This is a genomic window from Afipia carboxidovorans OM5 (genome assembly GCF_000218565.1).
Classification (GTDB): Bacteria; Pseudomonadota; Alphaproteobacteria; order Rhizobiales; family Xanthobacteraceae; genus Afipia; species Afipia carboxidovorans.
The window spans coordinates 1,485,449-1,505,620 of sequence record NC_015684.1; the positions used below are offsets into that span (position 1 = coordinate 1,485,449).

A 20,172-nucleotide genomic window follows, 5' to 3' on the forward strand; every position below is an offset into this window, starting at 1 on the left:
GTTGCCGGGCCGATCTTACGCTCCATGCGTGGGCAGGCAGGCTCATTTGGTAGGGTGGGGCGGTATAAAATGCAAAAGAAATCGCCCACGCCCGGATTTTTGTATTCATAATTTAGCGACAAAGAAGCGCACAAAAAAATCCGGCGGTATTTTATTGTGGATGGCCGGGTTCCATGGCGGCGCGGCGCTTATTGCGCAGATGGCGGAAGAGAATTTCGCCAAGCTCGGAGCCGTTGCGGCGGCGAAGCGCGTCGAGAATCAGTTCGTGCTCGCGCACGGCTTCGCCCCAGCGCTCCTTGTCGCGGGCGAAGTTTGCGGAATAGCGCACGCGGCGAATGCGCCCGGCGAGCGTTGCGTAGGTCGCCTGCAGCGTATGGTTGCGCGAGGCTTCCAGAATCTTCTGATGGATCGCTTGGTTCGCGTGGAAGTAGTTGTGCATGTCCTTGTGGAGATAGAAGCTGTACATCTCGTGGTGCAGCCGCTCGATCTCGGCGATTTCCGCATCGGTGATGTTTTCGCAGGCAAGCCTGCCGGATAAGGCTTCCAGGCCTCCCATCAAATCGAACAGCTCGTGCAGATCCTGCTCGCTCAGCGCCCGCACGCGTGCGCCGCGGTTCGGCAGTAGTTCGACGATGCCTTCCGAGGCGAGCACCTTGAGTGCTTCGCGCAGCGGCGTGCGTGAGATGCCGAGCAGTTCGCACAGCTCGCGCTCGAGGATGCGGCCGCCGTCGGGGATGTTGCCTTCGACGATATGGTCGCGAAGACGCGACAGCGTCTCATCGTGCAGGGACGTTTCTTCCTTGCTCCCCGCAGTGTCGCGAGAGGGCAGTGTGGCGAGGGTCGCAGTCATGGGGAAATCGCTGGTTTCACTATTGTGACTTTAATCTGGTGCGCAGAAATCGTCGAGATTTTTTTGAATTCAAAATTTATGTTGCATTCAAAAAATGCACATGCAATCCTCAAATGGTCGGGTGAACGGACGCAAAAGATCCGGACCCAAGATCAAGACAGAGGCTTCAAACGCTATGACCGGTTTCCAAGGGCGCCATTTCCTTCAAATCCCCGGACCGAGCCCGGTTCCCGATCGGGTGCTGCGGGCGATCGATATGCCCGTCATCGATCACCGGAGCGCAGCGTTTGCCGAACTCGGCAAGGCGGTGCTGAGCGGCAGCCAGAAGATTTTCCAGACCAGCGGCCCGGTCATCATTTTCCCATCCTCGGGTACCGGCGCGTGGGAAGCGGCGATCGTCAACACGCTTTCTGCCGGCGACAAGGTCCTGATGGTGGAAACCGGCCACTTCGCCACGCTGTGGCAGAAGATGGCGCGCCGCCTCGGCCTCGATGTCGAATTCATCCCGGGCGACTGGCGTCACGGCGCCGATCCCGCTGCGATCGGCGAGCATCTTGCGCAGGATAAGGATCACGCCATCAAGGCGGTGATGGTCGTCCATAACGAGACCTCGACCGGTGTCACCAGCCGGATCGCGCTGATCCGCAAGGCGATCGACGACGCGAAGCATCCGGCGCTTCTTCTCGTCGACACCATTTCCTCGCTCGGTTCGGCCGACTATCGCCACGAGGAGTGGGGCGTCGACGTCACGGTGAGCTGCTCGCAGAAGGGCTTCATGCTGCCGCCGGGCCTCGGCTTCAATGCGATTTCGGAGAAGGCTCGTGCCAAGGCGAAGACCGGAGGCATGCCGCGCTCCTATTGGGATTGGGAAGATATGCTCAAGCCCAACGCCGACGGCTTCTTCCCCTATACGCCAGCGACCAACCTTCTCTACGGCCTTCGCGAAGCGATCGCGATGATGCTGGAGGAGGGGCTTGAGAACGTGTTTGCGCGCCACAAGCGTCTTGCCGCCGCAACGCGCGAAGCGGTGACGCATTGGGGTCTCGAAGTGCTCTGCCAGAATCCGGAAGAGTATTCGCCGGTGCTGACCGCGGTGGTGATGCCGCCCGGCCATGACGCTGACCAATTCCGCAAGATCGTACTCGAGAACTTCAACATGTCGCTCGGCGCGGGCCTCACCAAGCTTTCGGGCAAGGTGTTCCGCATCGGCCATCTCGGCGAGTGCAACGAGCTCACGCTGCTCGCGGCGCTGACGGGCATCGAAATGGGTCTGTCGATCGCGGGCGTCCCGCATCGCGCCGGTGGCGTCGATGCGGCGATGAAGCTGCTCGAAGATCGCACGAGTGCGAATGCGGCTAACCACCTGAAGCTCATCAAGACCTGAGGAGCTTCAGTTTTCGAATCCGTCCGACAGAGACGGAGCGAAGTGGGCGGAAAAAACCTGGGAGTGCGTCAATGCCTCGTCGCAACATTCTCATCCTCGGCGCGTCTTACGGCTCGCTTCTGGCCTCGAAGCTGTTGTTCGGCGGCCATCACGTCAAACTCGTCTGCCTCCCGGCGGAAGCCGATCTCATCAACGCGGAAGGTTTTCGCGTGCGGATGCCTGTCCGTGGCCGCAAGGACCAGATCGAGATCGACTCCCGGAAATTGCCCGGCAAGGTTTCTGCGGCAGGGCCAAAGGACGTCAATCCCGCGGATTACGATCTTGTCGGCCTTGCGATGCAGGAGCCGCAATATGGCTCTCCCGGCGTGCGGGAGTTGCTCGATGCGGTGGCGAAATCGCGCGTGCCCTGCATGTCGATCATGAACATGCCGCCGCTGCCGTACATGCGGCGCATTCCGGGGCTCGACGCCGATCAACTGAAGCCGGCTTATACGGCACCGGAAGTGTGGGACAGTTTCGATCCCGGCCGCCTCACGCTGTGCAGCCCTGATCCGCAGGCGGTTCGCCCGCCGGAGGAGAAGGTCAACGTCCTGCAGGTGACGCTGCCGACCAATTTCAAGGTCGCGCGCTTTGATGATGAAGCAAGCAACGAGATGCTGCGCGGGCTGGAGGCAGACATCCAGGCGGTGCGTTTCGATGCGCCGGAAGGTCCGATCGAACTGCCGGTGAAATTGCGCTTCCACGATTCGCTGTTCGTGCCGCTCGCCAAATGGGCGATGCTGATGGCAGGCAATTACCGCTGCATCACGCCTGACGGGATGCGAACCGCGCAGGAAGCGGTGCATTCCAACATCGCGGAATCCCGTTCGATCTACGATTTCGTGGTCGAGGTCTGCGTCAGGCTCGGCGCCTCGCGCAGCGATCTCGTTCCGTTCGAGAAATATGCGGCCGCGGCGGAAAGCCTGACCCGTCCGGCGTCGGCTGCACGCGCGCTCCATAACGGCGCGCCTCACATCGAACGTGCCGACAAGCTCGTTCAACTCTGCGCACGGCAATTCGGCATGAGTCACCCGGTTCTCGACGGCATCGTTGCCCTCGTCGACCGGCGGCTCGAGGCTAATCAAAGGAAGGTAGCGGCCTGAAATAAAACAGGGATTTCATCGTACTAAAGATTGTTCCGGATCACCAAACAGGGCGATTTTATGGTTGCGTGGGGGGCTTTTCCCGATACATTCCCGACGACAAACCGCCTTTATAATAAGGGCGTTTGTGCCATAAAAATCGAGGATTTAACGATGGTTGTTCATACAGGAAGGCATTTCCTCCAGATTCCGGGGCCGAGCAATGTGCCGGACCGGGTTCTGCGCGCGATGGATATGCCGACCATTGATCATCGTGGCCCGGAATTTGCCGAGATGGCTCTTGGCATCATGGAAGGCTGCAAACGTATTTTCCGCACCAGGAATCCTGTGCTGATCTTTCCCTCCTCCGGTACGGGCGCGTGGGAAGCAGCAATGGTCAACACGCTGTCGCCGGGCGACAAGGTTCTGATGGCCGAGACGGGACAGTTCTCCGTGCTCTGGCGCACCCTTGCGGAGCGCTTCCAGATCGAAGTCGAGACCATTGCCGGCGACTGGCGCCATGGTGCGCGTGCGTCGGAGATCGAAGCGCGTCTCGTTGCCGACAAGGCGCACGCCATCAAGGCGGTGATGATCGTCCACAACGAAACCTCGACGGGTGTCACGACCCGCGTCGAGGAAGTTCGCAAGGCGATCGATCGCGCGAAGCATCCGGCGCTGCTGTTCGTCGACACCATCTCCTCGGTCGGCTCGATTCGTTACGAGCACGATGCCTGGGGCGTCGACGTCACGGTGTGCGGCTCGCAGAAGGGCCTGATGATGCCGCCGGGCCTGTCCTTCAATGCAATTTCCGACAAGGCGATTGCGGCCTCCAAGACCAACCGCATGCCGCGTTCGTATTGGGACTGGGCCGAGGCGATCAAGGCAAACAAGCTTGGCTCCTGGCCGTACACGCCGGCGACCAACCTCCTTTATGCGTTGCGCGAAGCGATCGCGATGCTGGAAGAGGAGGGGCTTGAGAACGTCTACGCCCGCCATACCCGGCACGGCGAGGCAACGCGTGCGGCAGTGCGGGCGTGGGGACTTGAGACGGTGTGCGTCGATCCGCTCGAGTATTCTCCGGTCACGACGGCCGTGCTCATGCCGGAAGGTCATGACGCCAATCAATTCCGCCAGATCATCCTCGAGAATTTCGACATGTCGCTCGGCGCCGGCCTTGGCCGGTTGAAGGGCCGCGCCTTCCGCATCGGCCATCTCGGTCACTTCAACGACCTGATGCTGATGGGCACGCTCTCGGGCGTCGAAATGGGTCTCGATCTCGCTCGCGTTCCGCACAAGAGCGGCGGCGTGCTGGCGGCGATGGATGTTCTGAAATCGAAAGAAGAGACAGTCGAAGTTGCACGGGTGGCCGTTGCGTGACGCTCCGTCACGCAACGAAACAAGCGCATAAGCTCAGGAAAAAGAGCGGCGCGTATTCGGTGAAGGGCAAAAAGGGAGACGACGCAATGCGGAAGGCAATGAGTACGGCTGCGATTGCCGCGATGGCAATGTGCGCTGGCGTAACGGGCGCCAGCGCTTGGGAGCCGACCAAGACCGTTGAAATCGTGGTTGCTGCCGGTGCCGGCGGCGCCTCCGATCAGATGGCCCGAATGCTGCAATCGGTCATCCAGAAGTACAAGCTGATCAAGTCTCCCGTCGTTGTGTCGCTGAAGGGCGGCGCGTCGGGCGCTGAAGCACTGATGTACATGAAGGGCAGCCCGGGCGACGCCGACAAGGTGATGATCGCCTATTCGCTGATCTATCAATTGCCGCTGTCTGCCAAGATTCCGTTCAACTGGCGCGATCTGACGCCGGTCAACGTCATGGCGTTCGACCAGTTCATCCTCTGGAATAACGCCGAGTCGCCGGAGAAGACCGTGAAGGACTTCATCGAAGCGGCGAAGAAGTCTTCGACGCCGCTCAAGTTCGGCGGCACGGGCTCCAAGCGCGAAGACCAGATTCTGATGGTCGGTCTCGAGAAGCAGACCGGCGCGAAGTTCTCCTATCTGCCTTACAAGTCGGGCGGTGAGGCAGCGACCCAACTCGTCGGTAAGCATATCGACGCCAACGTCAACAACCCGTCGGAAAATCTAGAAGTCTGGCGTGCCGGCCAGGTTCGGGCGCTGTGCGTGTTCGACGATGAGCGCATCTCCTACACCGCGAAGGTGACGGATACGCAGTCCTGGCACGACGTTCCGACCTGCAAGGAACAGGGCGTCAACGTGCAGTACAAGATGCTGCGCTCGATGTTCCTGCCGGGCAAGGTGACGCCTGACCAGGTGAAGTTCTACGAGGACATGTTCCGCAAGGTCAGCGAAGCTCCGGAATACAAGGAGTACATGGAAAAGCAGGCACTCAAGCCGGTCTACATGACGGGCAAGGAGATGCGCGATTTCCTTGAGCAGGACGACAAGATCAACTCTGACCTGATGAAGTCTGCCGGCTTCGTCGCGAAGTAAGGCTGACTGCAAGACCGACGAACAACCTGCGCGCCGCTATCCAGGCGGCGCGCGGGAACGGTGAACTCATGTGCGAGCGAAGCTGATGTCAAATACCGATATCGAAATACAGGTCTCCGACCCCACAGCGCCTGCGCCGGATTCTCCGCCGGTGGCCAAGACCTTGACGGTCGATATCTGGGCATTGGCCGCGCTCGGGGCGTTCTCGCTGCTGATGGCCTACGACAATTATCATACCGGCATGGGCTGGGCCGAAGATGGCCCGCAGCCGGGATATTTTCCGTTCTATCTGTCGATGATCCTGCTCGGCGCATCGGTGTTCGGCATCATCAAGTCAGTCCGCGAGCGGAGGGTCGCAACTGACCCCGAGATTTTCGTCACCCGCGATCAGTTGAAGCGCGTGATGCTCGTGTTCGGGCCGACCGTTGCGTTTGTGTTCGGGATTCAGACGCTCGGACTCTATGTCTCGAGCTTCCTTCTCACCGCCGGCTTCATGATTTTCGTTGGCAAGATCTCCGTCTGGAAGTCGGTCCTGACGGCGCTGATCTTCTCCTGCGCGATGTTCTACATCTTCGAAGTCCAGTTTGACGTCATCATGCCGAAGGGGCCGCTCGAAGCCCTGCTCGGCTACTAGGGGGAGGGGCACATGGAGGCTTTCTCGCTGCTGCTCCACGGCTTCTCGGTGCTGCTCACCTGGAAGATCATCGGCCTGATGTTCGTCGGCCTGATCCTCGGCGTGTTCGTCGGCGTGCTGCCGGGTCTTGGTGGCCCGAACGGCGTCGCGATCCTGCTGCCGATCACTTTCTCGATGGACCCGACATCGGCCATCGTGATGCTGTCGTGCATCTATTGGGGCGCGCTGTTCGGCGGCGCCATCACCTCGATCCTCTTTAATATCCCGGGTGAGGCGTGGTCGGTCGCGACAACTTTCGACGGCTATCCGATGGCCCAGCAGGGCAGGGCAGGCGAGGCGTTGACGGCGGCCTTCACCTCCTCGTTCATCGGCTCGTTCGTCGCGGTGTTGCTGATCACCTTCGTCGCGCCGGGCATCGCGTCCTTTGCGCTGCGGTTCGGCCCGCCGGAATTCTTCGCGGTCTACCTGCTCACCTTCTGCTCCTTCGTCGGACTGGGACGTGAGGACAAGCACAAGACCATCATCTCGATGGCGCTCGGGCTTCTGCTCACCGGCATCGGCATGGATACCGTGTCCGGCACGTTGCGCATGACGTTCGGCTCGACCGACCTGCTGCGTGGCGTCAACTTCCTCGTCGCGGTGATCGGCCTGTTCGGCATCAGCGAAATCCTGCTCACCATGGAAGAGCAGCTCGCGCTGAAGGGGCATGCGGCGGCGATCAGCCCACGCGTCGTGCTCAAGGTGTGGATGGAGATGCCGCGCTACTGGGTGACGCTGGTTCGTTCGTCCGCAATCGGTTGCTGGCTCGGCATCACGCCGGGCGGTGCGATCGCCGCGTCCTTCATGGGCTACAACCTCGCCAAACGCTTCTCCAAGGATCCGGAGGAGTTTGGCAAGGGCAAGGTTGAGGGCGTGTTCGCGCCCGAGACGGCGGCACACGCCTCCGGCACCTCGGCACTGCTGCCGATGCTGGCACTCGGCATTCCGGGATCGGGCACCGCCGCGATCCTCCTTGGCGGCCTGATGGTGTGGGGCCTCAACCCCGGTCCGCTCCTGTTCGTGGAGCACAAGGACTTCGTCTGGGGCCTGATCGCCTCGATGTATCTTGGCAACGTGGTCGGCCTGCTGATCGTGCTCGCGACCGTGCCGCTGTTCGCTTCGGTGCTGCGCGTGCCGTTCGCGGCGATCGCCCCGATGATCGTCGTGTCCTGCGCGATCGGCGCCTTCGCGATCCAGAACGCGATGTTCGATATCTGGCTGATGCTGGTGTTTGGCGTCATCGGCTACGTCTTCAAGAAGATCGGCATCCCGCTCGCGCCGCTGACGCTCGCGCTGGTGTTGGGCAGCCGTGCCGAGGACTCCTTCCGCCTGTCGATGATCAGCGGAGGCGGCTCGCTCGGGGTGTTCTGGTCGAACTGGCTCGTCGGCTCGATCACGACGCTGTCCTTCGTGCTCCTGTTCCTGACGCCGATCGAGAAGGCGATCTCCAAGATTGGCAGCGTGCTCCGCCCGGCACGCGCCTGATCGTTCCGGACAGGGTGCAGTCACGCTTTGCCTCGGTTCCCTGGGTAGGGCGTGCTCACTCCCTGTCAGGTCCTGCCGGCGGCCCCCGATACCTACCGATCGGGGGCCGCCGGTCCATTTTGGGCTCGGCTTGCGAAAGAGCCTCTTTATTCTGGCCTTGTGAGAGGGTTCCTTGGCCGAAAGTGGTCCTCCGGCCGCCTAGAATTCCGTTGACTGCACCCAAGTAAGTGCTTACTTCGCCGCATGGTTTTCAAGCGGATGAGCAGCGATTCGCGCCGGCGGCAGATCCTCGACGCCGCGAAGCAGTGCTTCGCGCAATACGGATTTGCGGGCACGACGACGCGAAAGGTAGCGAGTGCGGCCTGCATTTCTGAGGGGCTGCTGTTCCGCCATTTCCCGACCAAGGCCGCGCTGCACGCCGAAATCCTCGCCGAAGCCTGCGAGGCCGACCCCGATCTCGACCGGCTCCTGGGCCTGCGGCCTTCGAGCGAGACGCTCGTGATCCTGGTGCGGGAGTTCGTCAGCCATTTCCTCGCGATCCGCACTCTGGCGGACCGGGAGAAAGAGGAGCGGCTTCGCCTCACCGCCTCGAGCCATCTGGACGACGGTGAGTTCGCGCGGCTCCTGTTCGAGAAGGTGGCGGGTCTGATCGCGCCTTTATTCATTGCCTCGCTCGAGGCGGCGATTGCCTCGGGCGATGCGTTGCCGATCAAAACCAAACCGATCCATTCGTTCTGGTTCGTGCATCACCTGCTTCATGCTCTTGCGCTGACGCGGCTGCCGGACACACCCTCTCTCGACTATCCGGCGGACGAGGCGCTTGCGCGTGAACTCAACGGCTTCATCCTGCGTGCACTCGGCGTGAAGGCGGACGTCATCACCGCCCATCTCGACAGTGCCGCTCCACAATCAAACCCGCATCACCTTATTCCAGAAGGCGCCTAAATATGACGGTCCCCGTGGAAGACGACACGCACGCTGCCAAAAAGCCGGTGCGTCTACGCAAGTGGTTTATCATCATCGGCGGGCTGCTTGCCCTGGTGGTGGCCGGCTTCGTAGGCTTCAACGCCTTCCGTTCGCACATGATCAAACAGTTCTTCGCCAACATGAAGCCGCCGCCGGTCAGCGTCGCGGTGGTGGACGCGAAGAGCGAGGTATTGCCGAACCTGCTGACGACGATCGGCGATCTCGCCGCTGTGCATCAGGTCGATGTCTCCGCCGATGTCAGCGGTCGCGTCACCGATATTCTGTTCACCGCGGGCGCCTCGGTGAAGAAGGGCGATCCGCTGGTGCAATTGTTCGATGCGCCGGATCAGGCGGACCTCGTGAGCTACAAGGCGCAGACGCTGAACGCTCAGCTCGCGCTCGATCGCGCCAAGGCGCTGCTCGCACGGTCGTTCGGTCCGCAGGCGACTGTCGATCAGGCGCAGGCCGCTTTCGATCAGGCGAGCGCCAGCGTTGCCAAGACCGAGGCTGTGATTTCGCAGAAGCTCGTCCGTGCGCCGTTTGACGGTCAGCTCGGCGTGCGGCGCGTGGAAGTCGGCCAGTTCCTGAGCGCGGGCACGTTGATCGTGACGCTGACGGATCTTTCGCGGGTCTACGCCAACATCACCGTGACGGAAAAGGATCGCGCCATTATTGACGTCGGACAAGACGTCGAGCTTACGGTCGACGCCTATCCGGGCCGCACCTTCAAGGGCAAGATCACCACCATCGAGCCGCAGATCAGCCCAGAGACGCGTAACGTGCGCGTGCAGGCGACGCTCGACAATCCCGAGCATCTTCTCAAGCCGGGTATGTTCGCGACGGTGTCCGTCGTGCTGGCCGCGACGCCTGCGCAGGTGACCGTGCCGGAGACGGCAGTCGATTACACGCTGTATGGCGACTCTGTTTTCCTCATCAAGGAAAAGAAGGGTGAAGACGGCAAGACCGACCTCACGGTCGAACGCGTGCCGGTCAAGGTCGGAACGCGTGCTCATGGACGTGTGGCGATCACAAGCGGACTGAAGGCCACCGATCGCGTGGTCGCGGTCGGCCAGCTCAAGCTGCAGTCGGGTGCTGCCGTGACGATCTCGTCCGATCCCCCGCCGCCGATTCCGGCACAACCGCCGCGTTACTGATCAGCCGGAGCGAGCCCTCATGGTCTTCACCGACATTTTCATCAAGCGGCCGGTGCTGTCGCTTGTCGTGAGCCTGCTGATCCTGCTGATCGGCTTCAAGGCCGCGACCAGTTTGCCGATCCGGCAATATCCGAAGCTGTCGAACACCGTTGTCACGGTGACGACGAGCTATCCTGGCGCATCGCCGGAGCTGATGCAGGGCTTCATCACCACGCCGATCGAGCAGGCCGTCGCCTCGGCGGAAGGCGTCGACTACATGACGTCGACCTCGGTGCAGGGCGTGAGCACGATTCAGGTGTTTGTGCGCTTGAACTTCGATTCCAATCAGGCACTGACCGAGGTGCTCGCCAAGGTGAACTCGGTCAAATATCTCATTCCGAAGGAATCGAACGACCCGGTCATCACCAAATCCACCGGCCAGACAACGGCGGTGATGTATATCGGTTTTGCGAGCGATGAGCTCGGTGGCTCAGCGATTTCCGATTACCTGACACGCGTCGTGCAGCCGATCCTGTCCACAGTCGATGGCGTTGCCTCCGCCGACATTCTCGGCGGTCAGACGTTTGCGATGCGGTTATGGCTTGATCCAGCGCGCATGGCGGGCCGCGGCGTCTCCGCGGCCGACGTTGCGGCTGCCATTCAAGCTAATAACTATCAGGCCGCGGCCGGCCAAACCAAAGGCTTCTTCATCGTCTCCAACGTGACGACGAACTCCGACCTCAGTGACGTGCATGCCTTCAAGCGCATGGTCGTGAAGTCGAAGGACGGCGGTCTTGTCCGCATGGAGGATATCGCAACCGTCGAACTGGCGGCGCAGAGTACGGATTCGAGCGTCGCGATGAACGGCCAGCAGGCAATCTTCATCGGTGTGCAGGCGACGCCGGAAGGCAACCCTCTCAACATCGTCAAGGGTGTGCGGGCGCTGTTCCCCGATATTGAACGCAACCTGCCGCCGACACTGAAGATGAAGGTCGCCTACGACTCGACCAAATTCATTCAGTCTTCGATCGACGAGGTGGTGCATACGCTCGCCGAGGCGGTCATCATCGTGATCGTGGTGATCTTCCTGTTCCTCGCATCGCTGCGGTCGGTCATCATCCCGGTCGTCACCATTCCGCTATCGTTGATCGGCGTCTGTTCGCTGATGCTGGTCATGGGATTCAGTATCAATCTCCTGACGCTGCTCGCGATGGTGCTCGCCATCGGCCTTGTGGTCGACGACGCGATTGTCGTCGTCGAAAACATCCATCGACATCTCGAGGAGGGCAAACCTCCTGTGCAAGCCTCGCTGATCGGCGCACGCGAGATCGTCGGCCCGGTCATTTCCATGACGATCACGCTCGCGGCGGTGTACGCGCCGATTGGCTTCCTCGGTGGCCTGACCGGCACGCTGTTCCGTGAGTTCGCCTTCACGCTTGCAGGCTCGGTGATCGTGTCGGGCGTAATTGCGCTCACGCTGTCGCCGATGATGTGCTCGATCCTGCTCACGCATGTGGAGCAGGGCTGGTTCGCCCGGAAGGTCGACAGCATCTTCCGTCAGGTGACCGATTGGTACGGACGCAACCTCGACCGCACGCTTGATTATCGGCCTGTGACGGCGCTGTTTGCGGTGGTGATCCTCGGTCTCGTCGGGTTTCTCTACACGCACTCCAATTCGGAGCTCGCGCCAGAGGAAGATCAGGGCATCCTGTTCTCGCTCACCAAGGCGCCGAAATACGCCAACATTGACTACGTCAATTATTATGGTGACCAACTCGGCAAGGTGTTCGGCAGCTTCCCCGAAACCGATCTGACCTTCGTTCTGAACGGCACTCCCGTCGGCAATCAGGGCATCGCCGGCATGATCCTGAAGCCGTGGGATGAGCGAAAGCGCTCATCGACTGCAATGAAGCAGGAGGTGCAGAACGCGGTCAACGCGATCACCGGCACGCAGGCCTTCGTGTTCAACCTGCCGGCGCTGCCGGGCGGGCCGGGCGGCCTGCCGGTGCAGATGGTGATTAACTCGACAAACGACTTCCGTCAGGTTTTCCAGGAAATGGAGAAGCTGAAGGATGCTGCGCGCAAGAGCGGATTGTTCATCGCTTCGGACAGCGATCTCGCGTTCAACCAGCCGGTTGTGCGGGTGGCGATCGACCGCAACAAGGCGAACGAGCTTGGCGTGACGATGCAGACCATCGGCAACACGCTCGCGGTCGCATTGGGTGGCAACTACATCAACCGCTTCAACCTGCAGGGCCGCTCCTATCAGGTGATCCCGCAGGTGCCGCGCAGTCTGCGCCTGACGCCGCATTCGCTGGACGGGTTCTATGTCTCGGCTATCAATGGGCAGCAGATCCCGCTCGCGACCCTCGTCAACATCGAGACGGGCACCGACCCCAACGCGCTAACGCATTTCAATCAGCTCAATTCGGCGACGTTCCAGGCGGTGCCGATGCCGGGCGTTACGGTGGGGACGGCCGTCGACTTCCTCGAGAAGCAGGCGCAGAATTTGCCTGCAGGATTTAGTCACGACTTCCTCGCCGATGCGCGTCAGTACAAGCAGGAAGGCAATCAGCTCGCGGTCGCCTTCGGCTTCGCACTGATTATCATCTTCCTGGTGCTGGCGGCGCAGTTTGAGAGTATCCGCGACCCGCTGGTGATCCTGATCTCGGTGCCGATGGCGATCAGCGGCGCGCTGGTGCCGTTGTTCTTCGGGGTGGCGACGATCAACATCTACACGCAGGTCGGCCTGCTGACGCTGATCGGCCTCATCAGCAAGCACGGCATTCTGATGGTCGAGTTCGCCAATGAGCTGCAGCTCAATGAAGGTCTCGACCGCCGCGCGGCGATCGAAAAGGCCGCCCGTGTCCGTCTTCGCCCGATCCTGATGACGACCGCGGCGATGGTCACCGGCCTTCTGCCGCTCCTCACCGCGAGCGGGGCAGGCGCCGCGAGCCGCTTCTCGATCGGCCTCGTGGTCGTCGCGGGCATGACCATCGGCACCATATTCACCCTGTTCGTGCTGCCGGCGGTCTACGTTGCGATCGCGACCGACCATACCGCCGCTGCGACAACGAAGCGGGCGAAGGACATCAAGGCCTTCGAGTTGGGCCAGACGACCTGACGATGAATGCGGCCGGCCCCGTCTTGCGACAAACGGGGCCGGCCTTCACAATAGGCGGATGGATCATCCGCTCTCGCCGCCCGCCAGCGACGAGGTCCGCTTTTTCTGGGTCGGACCTCCGCTCAGTACTTATGAAATCCTGTCGCTGACGAGTTTTCTCGCGACGGGTGCGCGCGTCATTCTTTATTCGTACGATAAGAACCTCTCCGTGCCCGAGGGCGTCGAACTACACAATGCCGAGGCGGTGCTGCCGCTCGATGTCCTGAAACGATACAATTCCGGCAATCCCGATGCGTGGGCGCGGCACTCGGATCTGTTTCGCTATGTGATGCTGGAGCGGTTCGGCAACTGGTATGCCGATCTCGATGTTGTTTGCCTCGCTGATCGCCTGCCTCCAGCGGAGATGTATTTTGGGCGCTCCACCGGCATGCGCGCCTTTGCAGGGCTGCTGAAATTTCCGAAGGCATTTCCGGCGCTACGCGACGTCATCCTTGAGGCAGAGCGAATTTTGCCCGAGGCAGGCGAGGTGCAGTCGAACACGGCGCGCGCGGTTATCGGTACGCCGCTGCTTAGCCGGGTTCTGAAACAGCACGGGCTCAATGATCGTGCAGCGCCGATGCAGGATGCCTACGCCATTCCGTATAACGAGGCGTTGGCGTTCTTCGACCCGGGTCAATGCAAGGCGCTGGAGGCGCGGCTTACGGATTCGACATTCACGCATTTGTGGAACGGCGCCTGGAACAGGCTGCGCATTCCGCGCCACTACGGCCCGCCGCGCGGTAGCTTGCTCGATCGCCTGTTCGAGCACTTCGGCATCAACGTGCCGGAGGAGGGCAGGCTTCGTTATGAATCCATCGCGTCATGGGCGATGGAGGATTGCATTCTTGAGGAATACAAACAGCGTCTCGGCGAGGCGAGTCCGTCTGGTGAGACCCTCGATGGCTTCATCGCGGCGTTGAGGCGCGATGGCTTCGAGCCCCGCGAGCGACTCTATCGTCCTGCTGTGCTGCGGCGGCCGTGGAATGAAGCGCCGCAAAGCGCAAAGCCACAAACGGTGCGCACTTTCTGGCACGGCACGTCGATGCCGATCTATCAGCAGGCGTGCCTGCAGAGTTTTGTGCGCTACGGCCACCGCGTCGAGGTGTTGACGTATCAGACGGATGCAAGCTTTGCGGAGGGGCTTGTCGCGCGTGATGCACGCGAGATTTTGCCGGAGGAAGATGTGCTGCATGCACTCTCCAATGGACAGCAGGCCATTCATGCGCGGCTGTTGTGTTACGCGTTGCTCGAAAAATTAGGCGGCTGGTGGATCGATCCCGATGTCATGCTGATGCAGCCGGACCTGCCGGAGGACGATATATTTTTGGCGGGGCCCGACATTTTTGGCCGCACACCGGTCGCCGTTCTGAAATTTCCGGCAGGGCATCCGGTAATGAAAGAAGCGCACGCGCGAGCCTATGAGATGCGCGAGCGGCCTGAGGAATGGGAGCAGGCAGGGGTCGCGCTTCTCAGCGAGATCGTTTCTCGCACTCCTGTTTCCCGTCCGAAGAATGCAGGGCTTGGGCCGATTTCATGGCTGAACGTCCCCGACCTGTTCGACCCGCGCAAGAAAGATGAACTCGAACGCGCCGCCGCGTCATCCGTCTTTCTACATCTGCAGGATGAGGTCTGGCGGCGGGCGGGCATTCCGTCGGTGCTGGCGCCGCCGGAGGGCTCACATATGGAAAGTCTGCTCGCGCGTCAGGGTATTGCGGCTGACTTCCCCGCACGAATGACGTTCGATCAGGTGAACCGATGGGTGCGGCATATGTATCGTACCGCTGGATTCGAGCGCGCGTGAGCTTTTGCCCATAAGGCGAGTTGAGGCTTTTCGGTGACTCGGACCGAAAACCGGACGCTCCTCCGGTTCCGCCGATTTGATTTCGCACAATCTTTGTGGTCTTTGAAAAGGCGCGTTGGGCTGAGGGGGCCAACCAGTATGCTTCTCGGAGCTGATGTCCGAACCTGGGTTGGGCGTAAAGCAGCTCCGCTGTCGCGCGGTATTCTGGTTGCCGCCATCGCTGCTGGTTTGAGCGGCGTCGCGCCTGCCGCCGCGCAGGATGCATCCGAGCAAAATCGCCTTTTCCAACAAATGGTTCGTGACCCGACAAACCACGATCTGACGTTTGAATATGCGCGTGTCGCGACCGCCCGCACCGATTACGAGGCTGCAATCGGCGCGCTTGAGCGGCTTCTGTTCTACAACCCCAAATTGACGCGGGTGAAATACGAACTCGGTGCGTTGTATTTCCGCCTCGGCTCCTATGAGATGGCCAAGCGGTATTTCAAGGAGGCGTTGGCAAGCCCCGACCTCGACGAGGTGACGCGCGGGCGCATCGCTGCCTATCTGCCCGACGCCGAAAAGCAGCTTCAGCCGAGCCGCTTCTCCGGCTTCGCCCAGACCGGTATCCGCACCCAGTCGAACGCGAATTACGCGCCGACGACCGGCTCGCTGTTAGCAGACGGCACGCTGTTTGCGTTGCCGCAGTCGTCGTTGAAGCGCAGCGACACCAACTGGTTCGGCCTCGTTGGCCTGAGCCACGATTACGATCTCGGCAATCAGCGCGGCGATGTGCTGGAGACGCGCTTCTCCGGCTATCTCACCGCGCAGCAGCGCTTCGATGAACTCAACGTCGGTCTGTTCGATATCTCGTTTGGTCCGCGTTTCGCACTCGCGCCTGAACTGCTGCCGGGCGCGACGATCAAGCCGTATGTGGTTGGCGGCAACACCTGGATCGGTGGCTCGTCCTATCTGTCGTCCGGCGGCGCGGGCGTGTCGTTGAATTTCCCGACCGGTACACATTTCGCGTGGGGCCCGAGCTTCGAGTGGCGGCAGGCAAAGTTCCATAACAGTCCGCTGCAGACCTATTCCGGCTACGGCTCCGGCAACTGGTACACCGGCGCGGTCGGCGGCTCATGGCAGATCAGCCAGACCGTGCGGCTGGAAGGGCGGGGCCTCTATCGCCGCGGCGATTCCGATTTCGTATTCCAGTCGTTCGATCAGTGGGGTATCGAGGGCGCGCTGACGGTCGAGTTCATGCCGCCGTTCCTGAGCATTCCGCGCAACTGGAGTATCGCGCCTTACGTCAAATACGCGAACACGCGCTTTGATTCCGCCAATCCCTTCATCGATCCGCTGACCGTGCGCCGTGACGACCGATGGAGCGCCGGCGCAATCCTCAATACGCCGATCACCAAGGCCATCGGTTTCATGACGACGGTGCAGTACGATCGCACGAACTCGACGTTGCCGAATTATCGGATGAACAATTTCTCGGTGATCGTCGGACCGACGCTTCGGTTCTAGGGACATTTGCCAAGGACACTGCCATGGATGCGCGCGTACGATCCTGCCTCGCTCCGCTTCTGACGGTGCTTTTGTCTACTGCGTCGGCGCTCGTCGGTACGCTGCCCGCTGAGGCACAGAATGTTGGCCGCGTCGGCGCGGTGAATCAGAGTGCGACCGGAACGCCACCGGGCAACAGTTCGCGGATGCTCGCGATCGGCAACAATGTCGTTCACAAGGAGCGTATCCAGACCACGGCCTCCGGTTCGACGCAGATTCTGTTTCCCGACACCTCGACGCTGAATGTTGGCCGCAACAGCAACATCGTGATCGACGAGTATGTGTACGACCCGAATGCCGGCACCGGAAAAATGGTCGCGACCGTCGGCAAGGGCGTGCTGCGCTTCGTTGGAGGCCAGATCAGCCACACTGCAGGAGTTACCATCAACACGCCGGTCGCGACGCTCGGTATTCGCGGTGGTGTTGCGACGGTCGTCTACCCGATCACGGCGGCCTATGCGTCTGCCGATGCGAATATCGCGGGCTGCAAGGGGGAGTTAATCGTCGGCCATGTCGGCTCGTCGACGGTGAAGAACTCGGCGGGCTCGGTGAACGTGCGCCCCGGTTTCGCGACCTGCGTGACTGGGCCGAACGACCCGATCCCGGAGCCGTTCCGCGTCTCCGATGCGTTGCTCGCGCAGATCATGGCGGATCTCCGCAGCAAGCCGGGGCAGAGCGGTGGCGCTGTCGACCTGCCCACCGACTCGATGGCGAGCCGTCAGGGTTACGGCATCAGCACGTTGCCGGACCCGACCCACCCGCCGGGCACCGATCCGCTCGGCTATGTCTCGATTTTCGACGGTGGCAATGAGATCGCCAAGAACAAGGCGCAGACCGGTCAGACCCAGCAGGCGCCGCAGCCGAATACGAATCCGGGGGGAGGGGGATGCACCCTCTACTGTTGCTGACGCCGGCGGCATGTAATTTCAATTTATAAACCCGGCCGCTATGATCGGTTGGCGAAGCGGCAGTTTGCTGATCCCCTCGCCAGCAGGAATGACCTTGGATCATATCTACGATCTCGCGATCATCGGTGGTGGCGTCAACGGTTGCGGCATTGCGCGTGATGCGGCGGGGCGGGGCTATTCGGTCTATTTGTGCGAGATGAACGATCTCGCGAGCGGCACCTCGTCATGGTCGAGCAAGCTCATTCACGGCGGCTTGCGTTACCTCGAATTCTATGAATTCCGTCTGGTGCGCGAGGCGCTGATCGAGCGCGAGGTGCTGTGGGGCATCGCGCCTCACATCATCGCGCCGCAACGCTTCGTGCTGCCGCATCATGATGGCTTGCGGCCGGCATGGCTTCTGCGGCTCGGGCTTTTTCTCTACGATCATCTCGGCGGTCGCCGCCGTCTGCCTCCTGCACGCACGCTGAATCTGCGCCGCGATATTGCAGGTAAGCCGCTGAAGCCGGGCTTTAAAACGGGCTTTTCCTATTCCGATTGCACGGTGGACGATGCGCGACTCGTCGTGCTTAACGCGCAGGATGCAGTTGCACGCGGCGCGACCATCGCGACACAAACCAAGGCAATCCGCGCAGAGCGGGGCGACGGCGTATGGCAGCTTGAGGTCGAAGACGCCACACAAGCGCGTCACACCGTCAAGACCCGCATTGTGGTGAATGCCGGCGGCCCCTGGGTGCAGGATATTCTCACCGCGCGTGTCGGCGTCGAAGCGACAGCCCACGTCCGCCTCGTGCAGGGCTCGCACATCGTGGTGCCGCGGCTTTACGATAACAACTATGCCTATACGTTCCAGCACGCCGACGGGCGAGTGATCTTCGTCATTCCCTACCAGCGCGATTTCACGCTGATCGGCACGACGGATCGCGATTATGAGGGAGACCCCGCGGCAGTCCGCGCGACGCAAGAGGAGATTGATTATCTCTGTGCCGCTGCAAGCGAATATCTCGCAACGCCCGTCTTGCCGTCCGATGTGGTGTGGAGCTATTCCGGCGTGCGGCCGCTTTACGATGACCATGCAAGCGAGGCACGCACCGCCACGCGCGACTATATGTTCGAGCTTGATGCGCCGGAGGGGCTGCCCGTTCTCTCGGTGTTCGGCGGCAAGATCACGACCTATCGCAAGCTTGCCGAACATGCGCTGGACAAGCTGTCGCCTTACCTCCGCAGTGCAGGCAAGCCGTGGACGGCGGATACGCCGCTACCGGGTGGCGATTTTCCGATGGGCGAAGTCGATATGCTCGTGCAGCGCCTCTTGCGGGAATACCCGTTCCTGTCGCAACGCCACGCCAATCGACTCGCACATGCTTATGGCACGCAGGCCGAGCGTGTTCTCGGTCGGGCAGCAAGTTTCGCCGATCTCGGCCGAGATTTCGGTCATACCCTGACCGAGCGCGAGGTGCGCTATCTGATGGCGCATGAGTTTGCGAGAACGGCGGAAGATGTCGTATGGCGACGTTCCAAGCTTGGCCTGTGGCTGTCGCGCGAAGAAATTGCAGCGCTTGAGGCTTGGATGGCGGCGCAATCAAACCTTGGTGCGCCCGCGCATTGAAACAAAAATGCGGTTACGCCTTTTGCATTTGCGCAAGATGGGCTAAGCGAAAATCTCAAAGAATTCAGGAGTAGGCGATGGCGGAGAGCGTGCGCGCGATGCAGCAGAAATCGTGGGGAACGACGGGACGGCTGGTGTCGGTGATCGGGCAGGGCACCTGGTACATCGATCAGGGCAACCATGCGACCGCCGCCGCGGCGTTGCGCAAGGGGCTCGATCTCGGCATGAACCATATCGACACCGCCGAGATGTATGACGATGCCGAACTCGTGGTCGCTGAAGCGATCACCGGGCGTCGCGACGAAGTGTTTCTGGTTTCGAAAGTGCTGCCGAGTAATGCTTCGCGCACCGGCACCATCAAGGCATGCGAGCGCTCGCTTTCGCGCATGAAGACCGACCGGATGGATTGCTACCTCCTGCATTGGCGCGGAAGCTATCCGCTGGAAGACACCGTGAGCGCGCTCGATCAGCTCAAGAGGGACGGCAAGATCCTGTCATGGGGTGTCAGCAATTTCGATGCCGACGACATGCAGGAAATTTACGACATCGCGGGCAAGGGCAAGATTGCCTGCAATCAGGTGCTCTATCACCTGAAGGAGCGCGCGATCGAACATTCGGTGATCCCGTGGTGCGAGCAGCATGACGTGACGGTGACGGCCTATTCGCCGTTCGGCCACAGCGATTTCCCATCGCCGCGCTCGGAGGGCGGGCAGGTGCTGCAGCAGATTGCAAGTGCGCGAGGTGTCACGCCACGTCAGGTCGCGCTTGCCTTTCTCACTCGCAAGCCTGCGGTGGTGACGATTCCGAAGGCATCCTCGGCCGTGCACGCGGAGGAGAACGCCGGCGCGGGTGGCTTGACGCTCAGTGCCGATGAGATCGCGCAGATCGACAAGGCATTCCCGCGCGGGCGGGAACCCTCGCATCTGCCGATGCTGTAGAATTATATTGCCGCCCCCCGCGCAGGCGGGGGCCCAGCTCTTTAAAAATCGAGAGGCGCCTGTCAGTGGTGTCGAGTAATTTTCGTTGCTCGATTTATAGCTGTCTGGGTGCCAAATACTATTGGGTCCCCGCCTGCGCGGGG

15 protein-coding genes are annotated in these 20,172 nt (G+C 61.3%); 14 read left to right on the top strand and 1 reads right to left on the bottom strand.

Annotated elements, in window-relative coordinates; all coding sequences use genetic code 11:
- Positions 1–151 precede the first annotated feature (151 nt).
- Complete coding sequence (locus OCA5_RS06935; protein ID WP_012563830.1) at positions 152–850, bottom strand: GntR family transcriptional regulator; 699 nt, start codon at positions 848–850, stop codon at positions 152–154.
- 175 nt (positions 851–1,025) lie between these two features.
- Here OCA5_RS06935 and OCA5_RS06940 point away from each other — a divergent pair, with 175 nt between their 5' ends.
- From OCA5_RS06940 to OCA5_RS07005, 14 genes are all read left to right on the top strand, one after another.
- Positions 1,026–2,234, top strand: a complete 1,209-nt coding sequence (locus OCA5_RS06940; protein WP_013912991.1) for a pyridoxal-phosphate-dependent aminotransferase family protein — start codon at positions 1,026–1,028, stop codon at positions 2,232–2,234.
- 71 nt (positions 2,235–2,305) lie between these two features.
- A complete protein-coding gene (locus OCA5_RS06945; protein WP_012563828.1) occupies positions 2,306–3,376 on the top strand; it encodes a Rossmann-fold NAD(P)-binding domain-containing protein in 1,071 nt (356 codons plus the stop codon).
- 153 nt (positions 3,377–3,529) lie between these two features.
- Complete coding sequence (locus OCA5_RS06950; RefSeq protein WP_012563827.1) at positions 3,530–4,732, top strand: pyridoxal-phosphate-dependent aminotransferase family protein; 1,203 nt, start codon at positions 3,530–3,532, stop codon at positions 4,730–4,732.
- Between the two features lie 86 nt (positions 4,733–4,818).
- Complete coding sequence (locus OCA5_RS06955; protein ID WP_012563826.1) at positions 4,819–5,811, top strand: Bug family tripartite tricarboxylate transporter substrate binding protein; 993 nt, start codon at positions 4,819–4,821, stop codon at positions 5,809–5,811.
- An 85-nt stretch (positions 5,812–5,896) separates the two neighbouring features.
- Positions 5,897–6,445 carry a tripartite tricarboxylate transporter TctB family protein gene (locus OCA5_RS06960; protein ID WP_193372369.1) on the top strand — a complete coding sequence of 183 codons (549 nt, stop codon included), beginning with the start codon at positions 5,897–5,899 and terminating at the stop codon, positions 6,443–6,445.
- 12 nt (positions 6,446–6,457) lie between these two features.
- The gene (locus OCA5_RS06965; RefSeq protein ID WP_012563824.1) at positions 6,458–7,969 is read left to right on the top strand and encodes a tripartite tricarboxylate transporter permease; all 1,512 of its coding nucleotides are present in this window, start codon (positions 6,458–6,460) and stop codon (positions 7,967–7,969) included.
- A gap of 243 nt (positions 7,970–8,212) precedes the next feature.
- Entirely contained in the window at positions 8,213–8,914 is a 702-nt protein-coding gene (locus OCA5_RS06970; protein ID WP_012563823.1) for a TetR/AcrR family transcriptional regulator, read from the top strand.
- 2 nt (positions 8,915–8,916) lie between these two features.
- Complete coding sequence (locus tag OCA5_RS06975; RefSeq protein ID WP_013912992.1) at positions 8,917–10,089, top strand: efflux RND transporter periplasmic adaptor subunit; 1,173 nt, start codon at positions 8,917–8,919, stop codon at positions 10,087–10,089.
- A gap of 19 nt (positions 10,090–10,108) precedes the next feature.
- Positions 10,109–13,192, top strand: coding sequence for a MexW/MexI family multidrug efflux RND transporter permease subunit (locus OCA5_RS06980; protein ID WP_012563821.1), 3,084 nt, complete (start codon positions 10,109–10,111; stop codon positions 13,190–13,192).
- Between the two features lie 58 nt (positions 13,193–13,250).
- Positions 13,251–15,032 carry a hypothetical protein gene (locus OCA5_RS06985; RefSeq protein WP_012563820.1) on the top strand — a complete coding sequence of 594 codons (1,782 nt, stop codon included), beginning with the start codon at positions 13,251–13,253 and terminating at the stop codon, positions 15,030–15,032.
- Positions 15,033–15,170: 138 nt separating this feature from the next.
- Positions 15,171–16,538, top strand: coding sequence for a tetratricopeptide repeat protein (locus tag OCA5_RS06990; protein ID WP_012563819.1), 1,368 nt, complete (start codon positions 15,171–15,173; stop codon positions 16,536–16,538).
- Positions 16,539–16,561: 23 nt separating this feature from the next.
- Positions 16,562–17,485 (top strand): FecR family protein, encoded by a 924-nt coding sequence (locus OCA5_RS06995; protein ID WP_012563818.1) that lies wholly within the window; start codon positions 16,562–16,564, stop codon positions 17,483–17,485.
- 88 nt (positions 17,486–17,573) lie between these two features.
- Positions 17,574–19,091, top strand: coding sequence for a glycerol-3-phosphate dehydrogenase (gene glpD / locus OCA5_RS07000; protein WP_041559591.1), 1,518 nt, complete (start codon positions 17,574–17,576; stop codon positions 19,089–19,091).
- A 77-nt stretch (positions 19,092–19,168) separates the two neighbouring features.
- Complete coding sequence (locus OCA5_RS07005; RefSeq protein ID WP_012563816.1) at positions 19,169–20,029, top strand: aldo/keto reductase; 861 nt, start codon at positions 19,169–19,171, stop codon at positions 20,027–20,029.
- Positions 20,030–20,172: the final 143 nt, after the last annotated feature.

Bases quoted from the DNA above. Each gene is read 5' to 3' on its own strand.
- OCA5_RS06935 (WP_012563830.1), bottom strand. From the start codon at position 850: ATGACTGCGACCCTCGCCACACTGCCCTCTCGCGACACTGCGGGGAGC.
- OCA5_RS06940 (WP_013912991.1), top strand. From the start codon at position 1,026: ATGACCGGTTTCCAAGGGCGCCATTTCCTTCAAATCCCCGGACCGAGC.
- OCA5_RS06945 (WP_012563828.1), top strand. From the start codon at position 2,306: ATGCCTCGTCGCAACATTCTCATCCTCGGCGCGTCTTACGGCTCGCTT.
- OCA5_RS06950 (WP_012563827.1), top strand. From the start codon at position 3,530: ATGGTTGTTCATACAGGAAGGCATTTCCTCCAGATTCCGGGGCCGAGC.
- OCA5_RS06955 (WP_012563826.1), top strand. From the start codon at position 4,819: ATGCGGAAGGCAATGAGTACGGCTGCGATTGCCGCGATGGCAATGTGC.
- OCA5_RS06960 (WP_193372369.1), top strand. From the start codon at position 5,897: ATGTCAAATACCGATATCGAAATACAGGTCTCCGACCCCACAGCGCCT.
- OCA5_RS06965 (WP_012563824.1), top strand. From the start codon at position 6,458: ATGGAGGCTTTCTCGCTGCTGCTCCACGGCTTCTCGGTGCTGCTCACC.
- OCA5_RS06970 (WP_012563823.1), top strand. From the start codon at position 8,213: ATGGTTTTCAAGCGGATGAGCAGCGATTCGCGCCGGCGGCAGATCCTC.
- OCA5_RS06975 (WP_013912992.1), top strand. From the start codon at position 8,917: ATGACGGTCCCCGTGGAAGACGACACGCACGCTGCCAAAAAGCCGGTG.
- OCA5_RS06980 (WP_012563821.1), top strand. From the start codon at position 10,109: ATGGTCTTCACCGACATTTTCATCAAGCGGCCGGTGCTGTCGCTTGTC.
- OCA5_RS06985 (WP_012563820.1), top strand. From the start codon at position 13,251: ATGGATCATCCGCTCTCGCCGCCCGCCAGCGACGAGGTCCGCTTTTTC.
- OCA5_RS06990 (WP_012563819.1), top strand. From the start codon at position 15,171: ATGCTTCTCGGAGCTGATGTCCGAACCTGGGTTGGGCGTAAAGCAGCT.
- OCA5_RS06995 (WP_012563818.1), top strand. From the start codon at position 16,562: ATGGATGCGCGCGTACGATCCTGCCTCGCTCCGCTTCTGACGGTGCTT.
- glpD (WP_041559591.1), top strand. From the start codon at position 17,574: ATGACCTTGGATCATATCTACGATCTCGCGATCATCGGTGGTGGCGTC.
- OCA5_RS07005 (WP_012563816.1), top strand. From the start codon at position 19,169: ATGGCGGAGAGCGTGCGCGCGATGCAGCAGAAATCGTGGGGAACGACG.